We start from the raw sequence: 16,139 nt of genomic DNA on the forward strand, positions 1-16,139 counted from the left end.
TTATTCGAATCATCTGGTGATTAGAATAAAACGTTAGTCACCTTAAAACGTGGCAATGAAAACACGCCACTACGTGCAGCATTTCACTTGGTAGAAAGCGCCCTCTCTGGCATCATGCGCCCAAGATCGCCGTGGTCAGTTACGGCACAGTAAGTGTGAAGGTAGTCAGTGTTAGAAAACAGCCAACAATTAAGTAACCGTTACGATGAACACGGTTACTTTGTTCTCAGAAATTATTTCGATGAAGCTCAAATTGCTTCACTAAGAAAAGTCATCCTCAAATTCCACGAACTGTGGAAAGACGACAACAGAAGATTCTATCGAGAAGAAGCATTTAACTCGTCTTTGATCACTGGCAGTGAATATCTGCCCGATGAAGACAGAACCCAACTTTTTGAGTTCATCAGCTCCAAGAAAATCATGAATGTGGTCAATGCGGTTATACCGGAAAACCCTGTGTTCATGAACACGCAATTGTTCTTCAACCCAGTGAATCCGGAACAAAAAGACTTCTGGCACCGCGACTGTCAGTATGACTATGACCTTGAAGACCAAAAACGAATCATAAAGGACACTCAAGTCACGCACCTGCGGGTTCCACTGTTTGACGAACCCGGCATGGAGATCATTCCCGGTACACACAAACGTTGGGACAGCGAAGAAGAACACAATGTTCGCCAAGAAGAAAACGGTAAGGTAAGCAATGACGAGATCTCGGGTGGGATCAAAATTCCACTGGCTGCGGGTGATCTGTTGGTCTTCTCCGCCGATATGATCCATCGCGGCCTATACGGGTTAGATCGTTTGGCGTGGGATATCTTGATTTTTGATTCAGCGGCAGATTATATCGATTACATTGATGATGACTGTCTACCTACCCTCGCCATGCTGAACAAGCTTGCCGACCCAAGATTGTTTATTAACACGATGAACCTGAAATCATTGGCGTGTGCTTAGAGACTTTGAAAACAAGTGAAAAATCCCCAAAAGGGGATTTTCTGACCGCTGACAACCTCATCGTTAGAGATAACCGCCCTACCTCAGCATCATGTTTTACGCCTCTTTACACTGCGCTTTCATCGTCGATATCGATGATTTTGCACCATCCAAACTATAGTCAAACTGAACACTGCCGATATTTGACCAAGTAAGTTCAAGGGACAAAGTATCGGAAGATTGAATGCCTTCCAACAGATAAGCCTGATCGCTCGCTGTCGGGTTCAAATAATGTTGGCTTGAAGGCTGACTAATCGAGATCTCTCTAACGTCATCGTTAAATCTTACCTTCGCAATCAAGGGATCATCATGCATTAACATTTTTGGCATATTGGTTAAGCCAAAATACACACGCGTGCTCTCCCCCTTGCATGACAGACCAATCTAGCTTTCGGTATCGGCATGAAAATTCAAATGACTGGAAGGATAAGAGGACGGAGATATCGCCTCATACGCCACCTTAGAGCTAAACGCAGAGGTGCTTTCCGTATTGACCCATTCTGTTGTTGCTCCAGCAAACAACATCGCTCCCGCTGCAACGGCTCCCAGTGAATTGATCATTAGCACTTCCTTTCATTATTTTGTCTACCTTCAGACTACCTGTGCTTTCTGAACACAACGTAAACGACACACCCATGGTCATGATTATTCATCATGGCGTAGCCACAAACATTTAGCTCGGTGCTACCTGAGTCGCATCAATATTATCCAATGCTCGATATCTGCAAGCGCTGTGCTCAAATGAGGTAATTTCAGCCCATTGAGGACGACACAATGAATCGCGATCCCGCTCTTATCAGCAACAACACGACAAACTATCAAGGCGTGGTAGAGCGATTTTCATTTGTGGCCGCCTCGTTGAAAAGCAACATTGCAAACGAAGATGCTGAACGCCATATCGTCGTATACCTTCCCCCGTCATACGCCGAGAGTCCAAAGCGCGAGTATCCTATTGTCTACATGCTTCATGGCATGGACAGCCATCCAGAGCGTTGGTTTGACCAAACCGCAACCAATCCGGGCATTAGACACATCATGAATAATTTGGGCGAACGCGGAAAAATCGAAGACATGGTCGTTGTCGCCGTGGATGGCAGATCGTCTATCAAAGGCGCTTGGTATCTCAACTCTCCCATTTCTGGCAATTTCTTTGATTATCTGACGCAAGACATGATTAATGAAACTGAAAGCCGCTACCGTGCCAAAAAGGGGAAACGAGGCATTTGTGGACATTCAATGGGGGGATTTGGCGCACTCTACGCAACAATGCTTCATCCAGAGTTATATCAAGCATGTGCGGCATTAAGCCCTGGTGGAATGATAATGCGCGAGCATCGCTACCAACAACATGCTGAGTTTTTCAAAAATCAGGTAGAAGCTTTCACCAAAGGCGAAGAGTGTGAGTGGTTTTTCTATGCCTATCTTGCCATTCTTCGTGCCATTGCACCGGACAGGAGTAATCCTCCCTCTTACATCATTCGCGACATGGACGCAGCGATGCGAGCACTGGAACAATTTCACCTTTCAGCCATTGCTAAAAAACGTGCGCCTTTCATCAATAAGCAGGGTAAATACACAGCCATTGGCGACCGCGATATAAACGCGCAAGACGAATTACCTATCTATGCCGAGATCGGCTCAGATGAGGGCGAAGCAGCAGGCGAACCGATTCTAGAAAACTTCAAGAAGATGATCGCAACGTTTGAAGAGTTAGAGATTCCCATCACCCATCATGTCTTTGAGGGCGGACACATCGACAAAGTTGGAGAACAAATTGATCGAGGGATTCGGTTTATCGACGCTTCGTTTAAACAGTGAAATTGACAAATATATGCCTATCTGGGGTGTTTGATCCCCTCATCTCCTTTAGCCCCGTTGTAACCGCTTGAGTGAGCCGCCAAACACCGTCAGCAACAAGCCGACAATCACCACAACAGCACCAAAAACCTGTTGCGCGTTCAAGGTTTCTCCCAGCAACACGGCAGCACTGATCATCCCCACCACTGGCACCAACAATGAAAGCGGTGCGACACGCCACGTTTCATAACGGCCCAGCAAATAACCCCAAATACCATACCCCATTATCGTGGCGACAAAGGCCAGATAGAAGATAGAGAAAACAGACTGGAACCGGATATTTTGCAGGCTATATACAATGGCCTCTTTGCCTTCAAAAAACCAAGAGAATACAAGGAAAGGCAATACTGGAATTAAAGCGCTCCATACCACCAACGACAGCACAGGAACCTTGTTATCACGCATGATCACTTTGTTTGAAATGTTACCCAAACTCCAGCAAAAAGCGCCGGCAAGAGTCAGCAACATCGTGGTAAACGACAGGCCGACAGCAACGTCGCTGCTGCCCTCTGTGCCTGCGAGAAAATACATACCGGTCGAGGCGACAATAATCCCGACGATATGATGCCATTTAAGGCGCTCGGACAAGAACAACGCACCGAGTAAAATAGTAAAGAACGCCTGCGCTTGAAGCACCAAAGAAGCAATACCCGCAGGCATTCCGCTCTTAATAGCAAAGAACAAGAACGCAAACTGACCGAAGCTGATGGTTAGCCCGTAACACAACAACCAGCGCAGCGGTACATTTGGCCGTTTAACAAAGAAAATCGCGGGTATCGCCACCAAGCTAAAACGCAAAGCGCCCAATAGAAACGGCGGTACTTCGCTCACCCCGACTTTAATTACGACGAAGTTGACTCCCCAAACGACAACAACGAACAGCGCCAAAAACAAATCTTTTACGGTCATGCTTTTTCCTGCTGTTAGCCATGGTTTCGGTGTTTAAAAACCGTTCCTACCCCACGCGCTAAATTTATAGAATAGAGAATTGGCGCGAATCACCAGCCTGAGGTGAAGTAGAGTTGATAGCGTAGAAAAACACAAGTAAAAGAAAGGCTAACACCCAGCCAAAACATCCAATAAACACATTCAATCCCCTCACCCTTACAGCCGTCTTATAAAAGCGAGTGAAAATATGAGAATGATCTTTGTTGGTACTAGCGACTGTTTTTTCTTTGTTGGGACAGTCATTATTAAAAAATGGAAAATACATTTCATATGCCTTCCTACTCTTTGTTGGGACAGTCATTATTAAAAAATGGAAAATACATTTCATATGCCTTCCTACTATTGGCTAGTAGCAAGCTTTTGAAACTGGATAAAAGAGGTTCAAACTAGATTTCAAAGGAGATCGACATATAACAGGTATGCGAAAATCACCAATGTGGTGATTATTAGTGCTTGCAGGAAGTGTTGCCGATGCTAGCTAGCAGCGATGCGAAACCCGCAAAGTCGTTTTCGTCCAAGCAAGGGCAGCGCTGTTTTGATGGATGATTCAGAGCCAATCAAGGTTCCCTTTTCAACTTGCGCGTAGGTACTAAGCCATTCAGCGGAATCAAACCCTAGGCGGTTGAGTATCTCAGGTTCATGATCATCAATATGACCGCGCTTATCCTCTCGGCATTGACGCCCCGTCCAATCAACCAACTCTAAATAATCCATCAAGCGAAAAGGTATACCATCAGGCATATTTTCTCTGGGGTTTCCCGCAAAAGGCAGCAACCCTACAGCGCCAGGTTTATCAGTCTCTATCGCTTCAATTCGCGCTTTCACACTCGTGAAGTCAGACGTTTCCGGCGTGTCTGCGATCGCGGCGCGTACTGGGTTCAAATCCACATAAGCCATCGCTGCCGCTAAGGCTTTTTCATCTAACAGCGCCTGACTTTTAAACCGTCCTTCCCAGAAGTGGCCTGTGCATTTGTCTTCTTTATTGGCCTCTGACGCGATATGTTGATTGAGCAACCGCATGAACCAGCTAATCGAAGTAAGCCTCTCCCGCCATACTTCAATGATCTCGCTGCATAGTTCAGCTTCTGCCTCTGACAGTTTATCACCTTGAATAAAACGCTGGATAAGTGAAGACCCTTGATGAAACGCCAACCAGCGCTCAACAACATCACCTTGCGTCAGCTCGTTGGCTTTTTCCGTATTGATATGAAGAACCACATGGTAATGATTGCTCATAATGGCGTAAGCACAAACATCGACACAGAATGCATTTGCCAACGCTAACAACCGTTTTTCAATCCAGCCTCTGCGATGTTCGTAGGATTGTTGTGCTTGTTCGTCGTAGCCGCAGAGAAAAGAGCGGCGAACACAGCGCGAAACGCAGTGATAATAAGGGGTGGCGTCGACACTGATGAGAGAGGCGCGGGCTTTTGTCATTAGCAGTAAAGTGGCTATCTATTAAACGATACAGAGATAATATCGTTCAACAGTTAACCATTCATCTTTGAGCATTGCCTTTGAGCCTAAAAGCACAAAGCCATGAAACTGACAAATCTATGCCTTTCTAAATGTGCCTGTCCCCTTTATTCAGCACTAACTCCGATACGCCACCTTTAATTCCAAGCTCTTGTTTTAGTACGACGATAACTGTAGGCAATTGCTTCATATGATCGGAATGTTTTTGGATAGCAAATAGGAATGTGCTTTGTTGATCTAAGTTTGAAGAGTGTCTTTTCAAACCTAATTCGTAAAAAGTCTCTGCTAAATCAGCTAAGTAGCAAAGAACTGCACTGGACGTTTCTGCACTGACCGCAGTGTACATTTGGCCAAATATGTATTCGTTTTCGGATAGCACTCGATTGATTTCAGTCTGATCCATGCTCGGGTCAGCCATTTTCACTACTAATTGAGTTTGTCGATTCAAAGCGCCAGAAATGCTCAAAATAGTGTCTTTTTTGATATCTTTCCTATGGTTTTTGCTATTCCATACATTTGTAGCAACAAACGTAACAAACGCCACCACTATGGCTGCGATAGAAATCATTTCAGATATACTCATTTACATCCTTTAGCCTAACGTTCGAATAACGGGCGTTTACTAACACAAACTGATTGAAACACCTAAATCACGGTGTTTCTATGAAAATTGCGCCACGAGTAAACGTCCCTGTTTATTTGCTTGTTAGCTTTACTTTTCCGCAGTATTAAATTCTAACTTAACTCGCTGACCTAACCTTTTTGATGGAAGTCCGTTGACTATATAAGGCGAATATTTCCATTTACGCAATGCTTCAATTGCTAAAACGTCATGCCTTGAATCTGGAATTGATTCAATGACTTGAATATTTTCGGGCGAGCCACTTTCATCAATATCGAATGTAAGTAAAACGTAGTGTTGCTGTGAAGCGGCTGAATTACTCTGACAACCAACTAAAAGTAACACTAGAACGAGAAAACAGCTCCGTATCATATCCCTACTATCCGTTCTGCCAAGTAATGCTAACGTCGTTTTAAGGGGCGAAAAACATTAGCTTCATGCAAAAAAGCCATCTTAAACGCCATAAGTTGATTTAACAAAAATTGCGGGTGCGTTTTGCGTCCGCCTTGAAAACCTTTGTTATAAAGCAGCCACCCAATCTGTTTGAATAGCCGAACCTCGCCTTTTGCCTTTGCAAGCAGCCCTTGGGATGCTTGGTCTTTTCTGGCCATTGATGGCTTGTTTGCAACACTTTCAATGATGAGCGGCGATCCAAAACCAAACCGCTTTTTAGTTGAGAAAACTACTGTGGTTTGGCGCTCAAAGTCGCTGCTTACATGTAAGTAAAATTACAGCGTATAACGCCTGCATAACACGTTTGCTACGATACAGACTTAGCTGAATTTTACTACCTTAATCACTGAAACCAAAGGCAAACTGACAACGCCGAGTGTAGCAAATCGTGTTGATGCATTTGTTATAAGCGATTCTGATTTTGCCAATAACTATAAAGACCACTGATGTCTGACGAACACATTAAACTCATTGCGCCCTTGATTTGGTCATCGCTCCATTGCCACCATTTCATTTCTAACAACTGAGCAATCTCAATTTCAGTGAAACGATAACGAATATGTTTAGCTGGATTTGAGCCAACAATTGAATAAGGCGCGACATCTTTAGTTACGACAGCTCGACTTGCGATAATTGCACCATCACCGACTTTTACACCGCTCATAATCATTGCTTCAGTGCCAATCCAAACATCATTACCAATTACCGTGTCCCCTGAACGTTCAAAACCATCTTTAGCGTCCGAGAAATTTTCATTCTCTTGATAGAAAAACGGAAACGTACTGACCCAATTATTTTGATGTCCTTGATTGCCTGCCATCATAAAAACAGCACCCGAACCAATTGAGCAATAACTACCAATAATTAATTTATCAATATCCGTTCTATCAGCCAATAAATAACGAGCACAATCATCAAAGCTATGATTATGATAATAGCCAGAATAGTAACTATGCTCACCCACAATAATATTAGGATTGGTCACCTGTTCTTTCAGTGACTTACCCACAAAAGGGCTTTCAAAATAATTGTTCAACCTAAATCCTCTTTTAAGCTTATAACGTCGCGATAACAGGCGCATATCAAACCGCCAAAAACCGCTTAAACCATTGTATTCACGATGCTTTTAAAAACACCGAACCGAAATTGCGTCCTGTTGATAGCCTTGTTAGCGCAAGATTCGATTGTGCGCGGCTTGCCGCCAACCACCCTTTTGAACAAGAAGAATGACTTAAACACAAACCAAATGACTTGAGTTAACCACCAAGAAAAAGCCCTTTGATTTGAATTTTGCGCTTCAACCGATAAAACAAACACTTTAACCAACAGACAATTTGAAATGTAAAGTCAGACCCATTTAAACCACCTGCTATGAAAGGCCTTGTTGATCAAATCGTTAAGCTAACGAATTGATCCTATTTGATTTTAACGGCCTAACCAGTTGGTTTTCTAACAGGCATACCGAGTCTTATGACTTTGTTCATTGCCTTGACGTTCGCTAACGCTTCTCCGACTTGTGCGTTGTAATCTCTTAACGTCAATTTTGGACTGAGTAACTGCTTATAGCGGTACATCGCCGTTTCTGACAATGACCGTTTGTGATAACCACTTTCTTGTTTCCACGTGGCGAGATCACCCGATTTTAAGGCGCTTACAGCTATGTTTCGAGGATGCCCTTCCTCCCAAAAACCTGCGTTACTTCTCGGAGGAATGGTGGGTGTTATCCCCTTATTTTTCAATACACGATGGCACGCTTTAGTATCATAAGCACCGTCAGCGCTCACTTGTTGAACCTTTCGACGAAGCGGATTCAACAACGTCGGTAAGACTTCATTATCACCAACACTATCCAAGCTCACTTCAGCAGCAATGGTCTCGTGCGTAGCGGCATCAATAGCGAGGTGCAACTTACGCCATACTCGGCGTTTTTCTTTACCATGCTTACGCATTTTCCATTCACCTTCCCCATACACTTTTAGACCAGTGGCATCGATGACGACATGAGCGATAAAACCCACGGCTTGGAGAACGATAGTGAACTTCGACGGTCTTTGCTCGCTTGCTAATACAGCTATAAGAAGGAGACGTCAGTGGAACATCCATGAGCACAAACAGCGAGTTAATGAATCCTTCGAGTGCTCGCAAAGGGAGCTTGAAAACTCCTTTGATCATCAATGCCGTCTCGATCGATGCATCACTGAATTGAAAACCCCGACCGCGCTTCCCATGGTGTTTATTGCAGCGCCAAGATTTGATGGCAGCAGCATCAATCCAAAAGGTGACCGAGCCACGATTTTTCAGGGCTTGGTTGTATTCTTTCCAGTTGCTGATCTTGTGCTTGGATTTGCCCATCATCATCTACCTGTTTGAGGTCCTGATGATCTGATCGCGGCTATTGGGATTAGTTCAATGATTTAGGAAACAACGCCGCTATGAAAAGCAGGTTTAGCTACCAAACTTCGTACCAAGTACATCAAGAAAGAACAGGCAGCTAACATTATATTAGACCCCAAAATGGGGCGTTTAAACACCCCATTTTGTCCGATAACAACAGTACGTTAAAAGGTGAATTCTTGTAACATACTAATTTTTAATAGTTTTAACCACATTTCAAAATATGTTCATGGAGAAATACCCCAAAACGGCCTGCTTCGATATTATACACCTCGCGCTCAACCACTGTGCATCTAACCAGTGGTTGATTTTTACGAATATACACCCCAAACCGACGCATTCAAAACACAACCACCTCGCCCCACAGCAACACCCCAAACTGCCCAACATCACTGCCTACTTTACCAGCCCAAAAATACCACAAAGTGCATAAATCACGGCATGATTTACGTCGCAGTTAAGCGCGGGTGCTGAGTTTTTAATCAACAAATTAAGGAGGTTGTGAAGCAAGACTATCTTTGCAACTATTTCAGGGAGTTAAAGGAAAACCAGCCATCAATCGGCATGCCTAACCCCACACCCTTTCAATACCAGATTGACCAAAAACTCTGCGGCTTGTTCGAAGTCTTCGTCGTCGAGTTCATATTGTCCGGAGACTTGGCAAATCTGCCAGTTGAAGTCAGCGTAGGTTTGGGTGGAAGACCAAAGCATAAACATCAGATGCTTGGCGGGAACAGGGTCCATCCAGCCTTGGGTAATCCAATATTCAAACTTGTTGAGGATCATTTTGGATTGATCGATCAAGGCTTCTGCAATGTCTCTCGGCAAATGCGGCGCACCGGCCATGACTTCGGCAGCAAAGGTTTTTGATGCGGAGGCGTGGTCACGAGAAATTCGAAGTTTGGTGCGAATGTATTGGGTCAGCGCTTCTCTTGGGTCATCCAGTTGCTCAATCGGCAATGAGGCTTCGAGCAACGGCAAGGTGACGCTCTCCAATACCGCGCGGTAGAGGTTATCTTTGGTGTTGAAGTAGTAATAGAGGTTGGGCTTGGGGATTTCAGCGCGTTGGGCAATTTCGGCGGTTGTCGTGGCAGCATAACCTTTTTCAGCAAACAGTTGGCTGGCAACGTCGATGATCTTTTCCTGATTTTTCGCCCTGATGCGTGACATTACCCGTCCATGGATTCATTAAGTGCTTAGCTCAACTCTAATGAATCAACGGCAAATCATCCAGTCGCACTGGTGGAATTCACGATAAATGAAACAAAAAAAAGCCCGTCGTGAAAGAAGCGGGCAAATATCAAAGGACCGATATGATATCTAAAACAAAACTCGGTAAAGCTTAAACCATGCTACTCACCGCGAATATTGTGGTTTGAAAGGGATTCAATGGCTTTAATCAGTGCGGAGTGATCCCAATCCTGACCGCCTTGTTCTGCGCACAAGCCAAAGAGATCTTGGGCTGATTGCGTATTGGGCAATGCGACACCCAGTGTCTTGGCCCCCGTTAAAGCCAGATTCAAATCTTTCTGGTGCAGGCGAATTCTAAAACCGGGGTCGAAGGTGCCCTTCACCATGCGCTCTCCGTGTACTTCCAGCACTTTGGAATTGGCAAAACCGCCCAGCAAGGCGTTGCGAATACGCGCCGGATCAGCGCCCGCTTTAGAGGCAAATACCAACGCTTCCGACACCGCTTCTATGTTCAGCGCGACAATGATTTGGTTTGCGACTTTGCACACTTGCCCTGCGCCGCAGTCACCCACCAAATTGATGTTTTGACCCATGGCCCCAAACAAAGGCAATGCTTTCTCAAAATCAGTTTCAGCGCCACCCACCATGATGGTCAGTGTGGCATTGATGGCTCCCACTTCACCGCCAGACACGGGCGCATCTAAATACGCTGCGCCGCTTTCTTTTACGCGCGCAGCAAACTGCTTGGTTTCTAGCGGTGAAATTGAGCTCATGTCGATCACGGTTTTCGATGCATCTAACGCGGGCTCAATCCCTTCTGCGCCGAACAGTACCTCATCAACCTGCGGTGTATCAGGCACCATAATGATGATAAAATCTGCATCCTGAACGGCTTCTCGATGGGTGGCGAAGGTTATAGCGCCTCCTTCTTTCAAGCTGGTTGGTGCTGAAGAGCGACGTTCAGAAAGATGAAGTTGATAACCTGCCTTTTGCAGATTCTCTGCCATGGGTTTGCCCATGATGCCCGTGCCGATAAACGCGATTGTCGTCATGCTATGACTCCTTATTCTGTTGGTAGTCCGCTAACCATTTCAGCCCTTCGTGGGTTGTGGTGGCTGGTTTGTACTCGCAGCCCACCCAACCTTGGTAGCCAATGCTGTCGATATGATTAAACAGGAAGTGATAATTCAGTTCGCCCGTTCCTGGCTCATGTCGACCTGGGTTATCCGCGATTTGAATATGACCAATGCGATTGAGTGAGGAGGCCATCGTTTGGGCGATATCGCCTTCCATAATCTGCATGTGGTAGATGTCGTATTGCAGTGAAATGTTGTCACTGCCCACCGCATCACAAATCTTCAACGCCTGTTGGGTATTGGTGAGCGCAAAGCCCGGAATGTCACGGGTGTTGATGGCTTCAATCACTAGCCTTATTCCTGCGTTTTCCAACTGTTCATTGGCAAATATCAGGTTCTCAATCAGGGTCGTTTCTGCGTCTTCTTGAGTGACGCCTTTGGGCACAATGCCTGCCAGACAGTTTACTTGGTCGCATTCAAGTACCTTGGCGTATTCAATCGCGGTGGCAACGCCTGCGCGAAACTCATCGACTCGCGATGGGTCTGCAGCAATACCTCGGTCGCCATTGTCCCAATCACCCGATGGGAGGTTGAACAGCACTTGTCTCAGTTGGTTTCGATCAAGTTCTGCTTTCAGTTCCTTTGCGTTAAACGCATAGGGAAACAAGTACTCCACGCCTTTGAATCCGAACTCGGCCGCGGCACTGAAGCGCTCAATAAATGGCAGTTCGTTAAATAGCATGGATAAATTGGCAGCAAGCTTTGGCATATCAATCTCCTTATCTCTGTGTTCTTTGTTCTTGCTTCTTGATGTTGTATTTGCGCTGTGCTAACACTTATCTGTCTTGCGCCGCCAAAGCGGTGGGAGCGTCAGCTATGGATTCCGCCAGCGATTCGAATTCATTCACGGCATCGATTTCAGCGCCCATGGAAATGTTGGTGACCTTCTCCAGAATGATTTCCACCACAACGGGAACGCTGTGTTTTGCCATTAGTGCTTTCGCTTGTTCTAGTGCAGGCGCAATCAGATCAGGGTCTCTGACTCTTATCGCCTTACAGCCCAAGCCCTCTACGACAGCAACATGATCGACACCATAATCGGCCAATTCTGGCGAATTCTGATTTTCGAAGGCCAGTTGTACGCAGTAATCAATATCGAATTGACGCTGCGCCTGACGGATTAAACCAAGGTAGGAGTTATTCACCAGCACATGAATATAGGGAAGCTTGAACTGTGCACCGACAGCTAACTCTTCGATCATGAACTGAAAATCGTAATCGCCTGAAATCGCCACAATTTGACGCTCGGGGTCGGCAGCGCGAACGCCTAAGGCCGCAGGCACTGTCCAACCTAAAGGCCCAGCCTGACCACAGTTAATCCAGTGGCGCGGTTTATAAACATGCAGGAACTGCGCGGCGGCAATTTGTGAAAGACCAATGGTGCTGACGTAGCAAGTCTCACGGTCAAATACGCGGTTCATTTCTTCGTAAACACGCATGGGTTTGACTGGCTGTTCGGTGTAATGGGTTTTACGCAGCATAGTGGCTTTACGCCGCTGACAATCACTCACCCAAGCGCTGTGATCTTTCAGGCGACCTTGAGATTTCCATTCTTTGGCGACCTCAACGAGTTGCGACAGGGCTAAAAATGCATCTGACACGATGCCGAGATCCGGACAGAAAACACGGCCAATTTGCGTCGGTTCAATGTCGATGTGAACAAATTTTCTGCCTTCGGTATAAACATCAACCGATCCCGTATGGCGATTAGCCCAACGATTGCCAACGCCAAACACCAAATCAGACGCCAACATGGATGCATTGCCGTAGCGGTGAGACGTTTGAAGCCCCACCATGCCCGCCATCAGTTCATGATCATCCGCGATACTTCCCCATCCCATTAAAGTAGGAATAACCGGTACGCCGAGAATTTCAGCGAACGCTTGCAACAGCTCAGACGCATTGGCATTAATCACACCGCCGCCTGACACAATTAATGGCCGCTCTGCTTCATTGAGCATTTTCAACGCCATTTCCGCTTGATGGCGTGTCATCGCAGGTTTGTAGGGGTCAAGAGGCTCATAGCTATCAATATCGAATTCGATCTCAGCCAGCTGAACATCCAAAGGCAGGTCTATCAACACAGGACCAGGACGACCAGAACGCATCACCTGAAAAGCATGCTGAATCGCCCGAGGGACTTGTGCTGGCTCCATCACGGTTGAGCACCATTTGGTGACAGGACGCGCGATCGATTCTATGTCTACCGCTTGAAAATCTTCTTTATGAAGACGCGCTCTTGGTGCCTGCCCTGTAATACATAAGATGGGTATGGAATCAGCCTGCGCAGAATAAAGCCCCGTGATCATATCGGTGCCTGCTGGGCCAGATGTGCCAATACAAACGCCGATATTTCCTGCATTTGCTCGCGTGTAGCCCTCAGCCATGTGCGATGCGCCTTCAACATGACGAGCGAGAATATGGTCTATCCCTCCCACTTTCTTCAATGCTGAATAAAAAGGGTTGATGGCAGCCCCCGGAACACCAAATGCTTTCACCACCCCTTCACGCTTTAACACTTCTATGGCTGCATCAATCGCTCTCATCTTTGCCATGCAAAACTCCTTTTGTATACAATTTAAAGCTTAATTGTATTTTTAGATCGAATAAATTTTAACCGCAAGGGATTTTTAACATTTTCCCAACAAGAGAACGACGGTGAGTAACCTTCAACGGCATCAGGCTTGGCATGGAGGGAGTGGTCTGACAACTTACGAAATATCAGAGATTAGAAGAAATCACTATTCACATCGCATTAACATTGTGTTTTTATTGTTCACTATAAAACAAATAATAAAACACCATAATTAGAAAAATTGTATACATTCAATAAAGGACCTTACCGATGCATGACATTCAGAACAATCCAGAACATCAGCAAAAACAACGCCAAATTGATCAACCCAACGCCGCTGCATCAAGGCTAGAGGTCATTGGTTCGCTTTTTAGCGAAGAGGCTAAAGCGATACTCGATACAAAGGCATTAGCATTTTTGGAAGCCCTGTGTGTGAATTTTGCGGGTGATCGGCAAACACTGCTCGATACACGAATAGCGAAACAGGCTGAATTTGACAGCGGATCACTGCCAGATTTTCGTGCCGATACGCAGCCAATTCGTGATGACCCGAATTGGAGAGTGGACGCAGTGCCTGATGCCCTGCTCGACCGTCGCGTTGAGATCACAGGCCCGATCGACCGAAAGATGGTGATTAATGCCCTCAACTCTGGGGCCAATGTTTTCATGTGCTGCTTTGAAGATGCAACGTCGCCGACATGGGAGAATATGGTCAATGGCCAAATCAACATGCGCGATGCGAATGCTGGCACGATTGCGTTCACCGAACCCAAAAACGGTAAGCACTATCAACTGATAGACAACCCTGCCACCTTGATCCATCGCCCTCGTGGTTTGCACTTAGAAGAGGCGCACATTCTGTTTGATGGCAAGGCGATGCCTGCTAGTTTGATGGATTTTGGCCTGTACTTTTTCCATAACCACCAGAGCAGAAAAAACACAGGACAAGGCGTGTATTACTACCTGCCGAAACTCGAATCAATGGAAGAAGCCGCATGGTGGGAATCCGTATTTGATTTTACGGAGCAATATTTCAACGCAGATAGCGGCACCATTAAAGCAACGGTTTTATTAGAAACACTGCCAGCCGTATTCCAGATGGAAGAGATTCTGTATGTCATGCGCAAGCACATCGTCGGTATGAACTGTGGCCGTTGGGATTACATTTTCAGCTACATCAAAACACTAAAAAACCATACTGACCGTATCCTGCCCGATCGTCATGCCATTGGCATGGATCAGCCGTTCCTTGAGGCATACAGCAAGCGTTTGATCCAGACCTGTCATCGTCGCGGGGCACTGGCTATTGGCGGTATGTCGGCGTTTATTCCTTCCAAAGATCCCGAAGAAATGGATCGCGTGACTAAGAAGGTTGTCGATGACAAACGCCGAGAGGCCACCAACGGCCATGACGGCACTTGGGTTGCACACCCGCATTTGGTTTCTCTGGCACGCGAAGTGTTTGATCAATACCTCGATGGCTCTACTAATCAACGTCACTTCATTCCTGACGGCACATTCAGTAGAGAAGCATTACTTCGCCCAAGCCGAGGGCCGAAAGACGAGCAAGGGGTAAGAAAAAACATCCGAATCGCGGTGCTTTACATGGAATCGTGGCTTCGCGGCGTCGGCTGTGTGCCTATTTATGGAATGATGGAAGATGCCGCCACCGCAGAAATTTCTCGCGCAAATATTTGGCAATGGTTGAAACACAACGTGTCGTTAGATGACGGGCGCACTTTTACCACTGAGATGTTTAGAGAATGGTTGGATCAAGAAGTGGCTGAAATGAAAGCATCTTCAGATGACCCCAACAGCAGGAAATTCGATCAAGCGTCTGATCTGTTTTTCACGCTTTCGACCGACAACCATTTTGCCGACTTTCTGACGATTCCTTGCTACGCAAAACTCGAATAACAAGCATTGGCGGCTTGCTTAACCCGTAGCCGCCCACAAAGTCTAGGAGACTTCCAATGGAAAATCTGACGATGATAAAAGCACTGGAAATTACCACTCAAGTATTTCTTGCGGCACAAAACCGAAAAACGGCCCCGCTCACTGTTGCCATATTGGACAAAGGCGGCGCGTTAATCTCGCTTCAGCGGCAAGATGGTTCCAGTATGATGCGCCCAGAAATTGCCATCGGCAAAGCGTGGGGAGCCTTAGCACTGGGTTGCTCATCAAGAAAGATTGCTGATGATGCGCAAGCAAGGCCAAATTTTATCTCGTCGATTTCCACGCTTGCTCAGGGCAATTTGGTGCCTGTTGCTGGCGGGGTTCTCATTCGTGATGAACACGCCGAGCTACTGGGTGCGGTAGGGGTTTCTGGCGACATTTCTGACACCGACGAAGCGGTTGCGATTGCAGGGATTATCGCAGCTAAATTGAACACAGATACGGCTCTCAATGCGTAGTTAATAGTGCGCAATTAATCGACGCACAAACAAAACCCTTCAGGCTCCCTCCATTTGCGGGGAGCTAAAACAACAAC

Annotated in this window: 16 protein-coding genes and 1 pseudogene; 4 read left to right on the forward strand and 13 right to left on the reverse strand. The window is 46.1% G+C overall.

Features of this window, described 5'->3' with window-relative positions; translation table 11 throughout:
- Positions 1 to 168: 168 nt before the first annotated feature.
- The gene (locus tag AC3CIC_RS18230; RefSeq protein ID WP_394209748.1) at positions 169 to 957 is read left to right on the forward strand and encodes a phytanoyl-CoA dioxygenase family protein; all 789 of its coding nucleotides are present in this window, start codon (positions 169 to 171) and stop codon (positions 955 to 957) included.
- 96 nt (positions 958 to 1,053) lie between these two features.
- On the opposite strand, the gene AC3CIC_RS18235 is transcribed toward AC3CIC_RS18230, so the two are convergent.
- Together AC3CIC_RS18235 and AC3CIC_RS18240 are read right to left on the reverse strand one after the other, a co-directional pair.
- Positions 1,054 to 1,326: a hypothetical protein gene (locus AC3CIC_RS18235; RefSeq protein WP_488516610.1), complete on the reverse strand. Its 273-nt coding sequence runs from the start codon at positions 1,324 to 1,326 to the stop codon at positions 1,054 to 1,056.
- A gap of 54 nt (positions 1,327 to 1,380) precedes the next feature.
- Positions 1,381 to 1,557: a hypothetical protein gene (locus tag AC3CIC_RS18240; protein ID WP_488516611.1), complete on the reverse strand. Its 177-nt coding sequence runs from the start codon at positions 1,555 to 1,557 to the stop codon at positions 1,381 to 1,383.
- Between the two features lie 213 nt (positions 1,558 to 1,770).
- Here AC3CIC_RS18240 and AC3CIC_RS18245 point away from each other — a divergent pair, with 213 nt between their 5' ends.
- A complete protein-coding gene (locus AC3CIC_RS18245) occupies positions 1,771 to 2,814 on the forward strand; it encodes an alpha/beta hydrolase (RefSeq protein WP_488516612.1) in 1,044 nt (347 codons plus the stop codon).
- A gap of 48 nt (positions 2,815 to 2,862) precedes the next feature.
- Here the strand turns inward: AC3CIC_RS18245 and AC3CIC_RS18250 are convergent, their stop codons facing one another.
- From AC3CIC_RS18250 to gcl, 11 genes and pseudogenes are all read right to left on the reverse strand, one after another.
- On the reverse strand, positions 2,863 to 3,762 hold the full coding sequence (locus tag AC3CIC_RS18250) for an EamA family transporter (protein WP_488516613.1): 900 nt from the start codon (positions 3,760 to 3,762) through the stop codon (positions 2,863 to 2,865).
- A 513-nt stretch (positions 3,763 to 4,275) separates the two neighbouring features.
- Entirely contained in the window at positions 4,276 to 5,238 is a 963-nt protein-coding gene (locus AC3CIC_RS18255) for a transposase (RefSeq protein ID WP_488516614.1), read from the reverse strand.
- Between the two features lie 127 nt (positions 5,239 to 5,365).
- Entirely contained in the window at positions 5,366 to 5,860 is a 495-nt protein-coding gene (locus tag AC3CIC_RS18260; RefSeq protein WP_488516615.1) for a hypothetical protein, read from the reverse strand.
- A gap of 129 nt (positions 5,861 to 5,989) precedes the next feature.
- Positions 5,990 to 6,271 carry an energy transducer TonB gene (locus AC3CIC_RS18265; RefSeq protein WP_488516616.1) on the reverse strand — a complete coding sequence of 94 codons (282 nt, stop codon included), beginning with the start codon at positions 6,269 to 6,271 and terminating at the stop codon, positions 5,990 to 5,992.
- A 29-nt stretch (positions 6,272 to 6,300) separates the two neighbouring features.
- Positions 6,301 to 6,510, reverse strand: a complete 210-nt coding sequence (locus AC3CIC_RS18270; protein WP_488516617.1) for a hypothetical protein — start codon at positions 6,508 to 6,510, stop codon at positions 6,301 to 6,303.
- Positions 6,511 to 6,755: 245 nt separating this feature from the next.
- Positions 6,756 to 7,388 (reverse strand): type B chloramphenicol O-acetyltransferase, encoded by a 633-nt coding sequence (gene catB, locus AC3CIC_RS18275; protein WP_446709097.1) that lies wholly within the window; start codon positions 7,386 to 7,388, stop codon positions 6,756 to 6,758.
- A gap of 397 nt (positions 7,389 to 7,785) precedes the next feature.
- Positions 7,786 to 8,704: pseudogene (locus AC3CIC_RS18280) on the reverse strand (IS5 family transposase).
- Positions 8,705 to 9,301: 597 nt separating this feature from the next.
- Positions 9,302 to 9,916, reverse strand: coding sequence for a TetR family transcriptional regulator C-terminal domain-containing protein (locus tag AC3CIC_RS18285; RefSeq protein WP_488516618.1), 615 nt, complete (start codon positions 9,914 to 9,916; stop codon positions 9,302 to 9,304).
- 182 nt (positions 9,917 to 10,098) lie between these two features.
- Positions 10,099 to 10,989: a 2-hydroxy-3-oxopropionate reductase gene (locus AC3CIC_RS18290; RefSeq protein ID WP_488516619.1), complete on the reverse strand. Its 891-nt coding sequence runs from the start codon at positions 10,987 to 10,989 to the stop codon at positions 10,099 to 10,101.
- Position 10,990: 1 nt separating this feature from the next.
- Complete coding sequence (gene hyi, locus AC3CIC_RS18295) at positions 10,991 to 11,782, reverse strand: hydroxypyruvate isomerase (RefSeq protein ID WP_488516620.1); 792 nt, start codon at positions 11,780 to 11,782, stop codon at positions 10,991 to 10,993.
- 67 nt (positions 11,783 to 11,849) lie between these two features.
- Positions 11,850 to 13,628, reverse strand: coding sequence for a glyoxylate carboligase (gcl, locus tag AC3CIC_RS18300; RefSeq protein ID WP_488516621.1), 1,779 nt, complete (start codon positions 13,626 to 13,628; stop codon positions 11,850 to 11,852).
- A gap of 290 nt (positions 13,629 to 13,918) precedes the next feature.
- Here gcl and aceB point away from each other — a divergent pair, with 290 nt between their 5' ends.
- Positions 13,919 to 15,565 (forward strand): malate synthase A, encoded by a 1,647-nt coding sequence (aceB, locus tag AC3CIC_RS18305; RefSeq protein WP_488516622.1) that lies wholly within the window; start codon positions 13,919 to 13,921, stop codon positions 15,563 to 15,565.
- A 56-nt stretch (positions 15,566 to 15,621) separates the two neighbouring features.
- Positions 15,622 to 16,062 (forward strand): GlcG/HbpS family heme-binding protein, encoded by a 441-nt coding sequence (locus tag AC3CIC_RS18310; protein WP_016959313.1) that lies wholly within the window; start codon positions 15,622 to 15,624, stop codon positions 16,060 to 16,062.
- Positions 16,063 to 16,139: the final 77 nt, after the last annotated feature.

The organism is Enterovibrio sp. QJM3NY_24 (assembly GCF_057786035.1).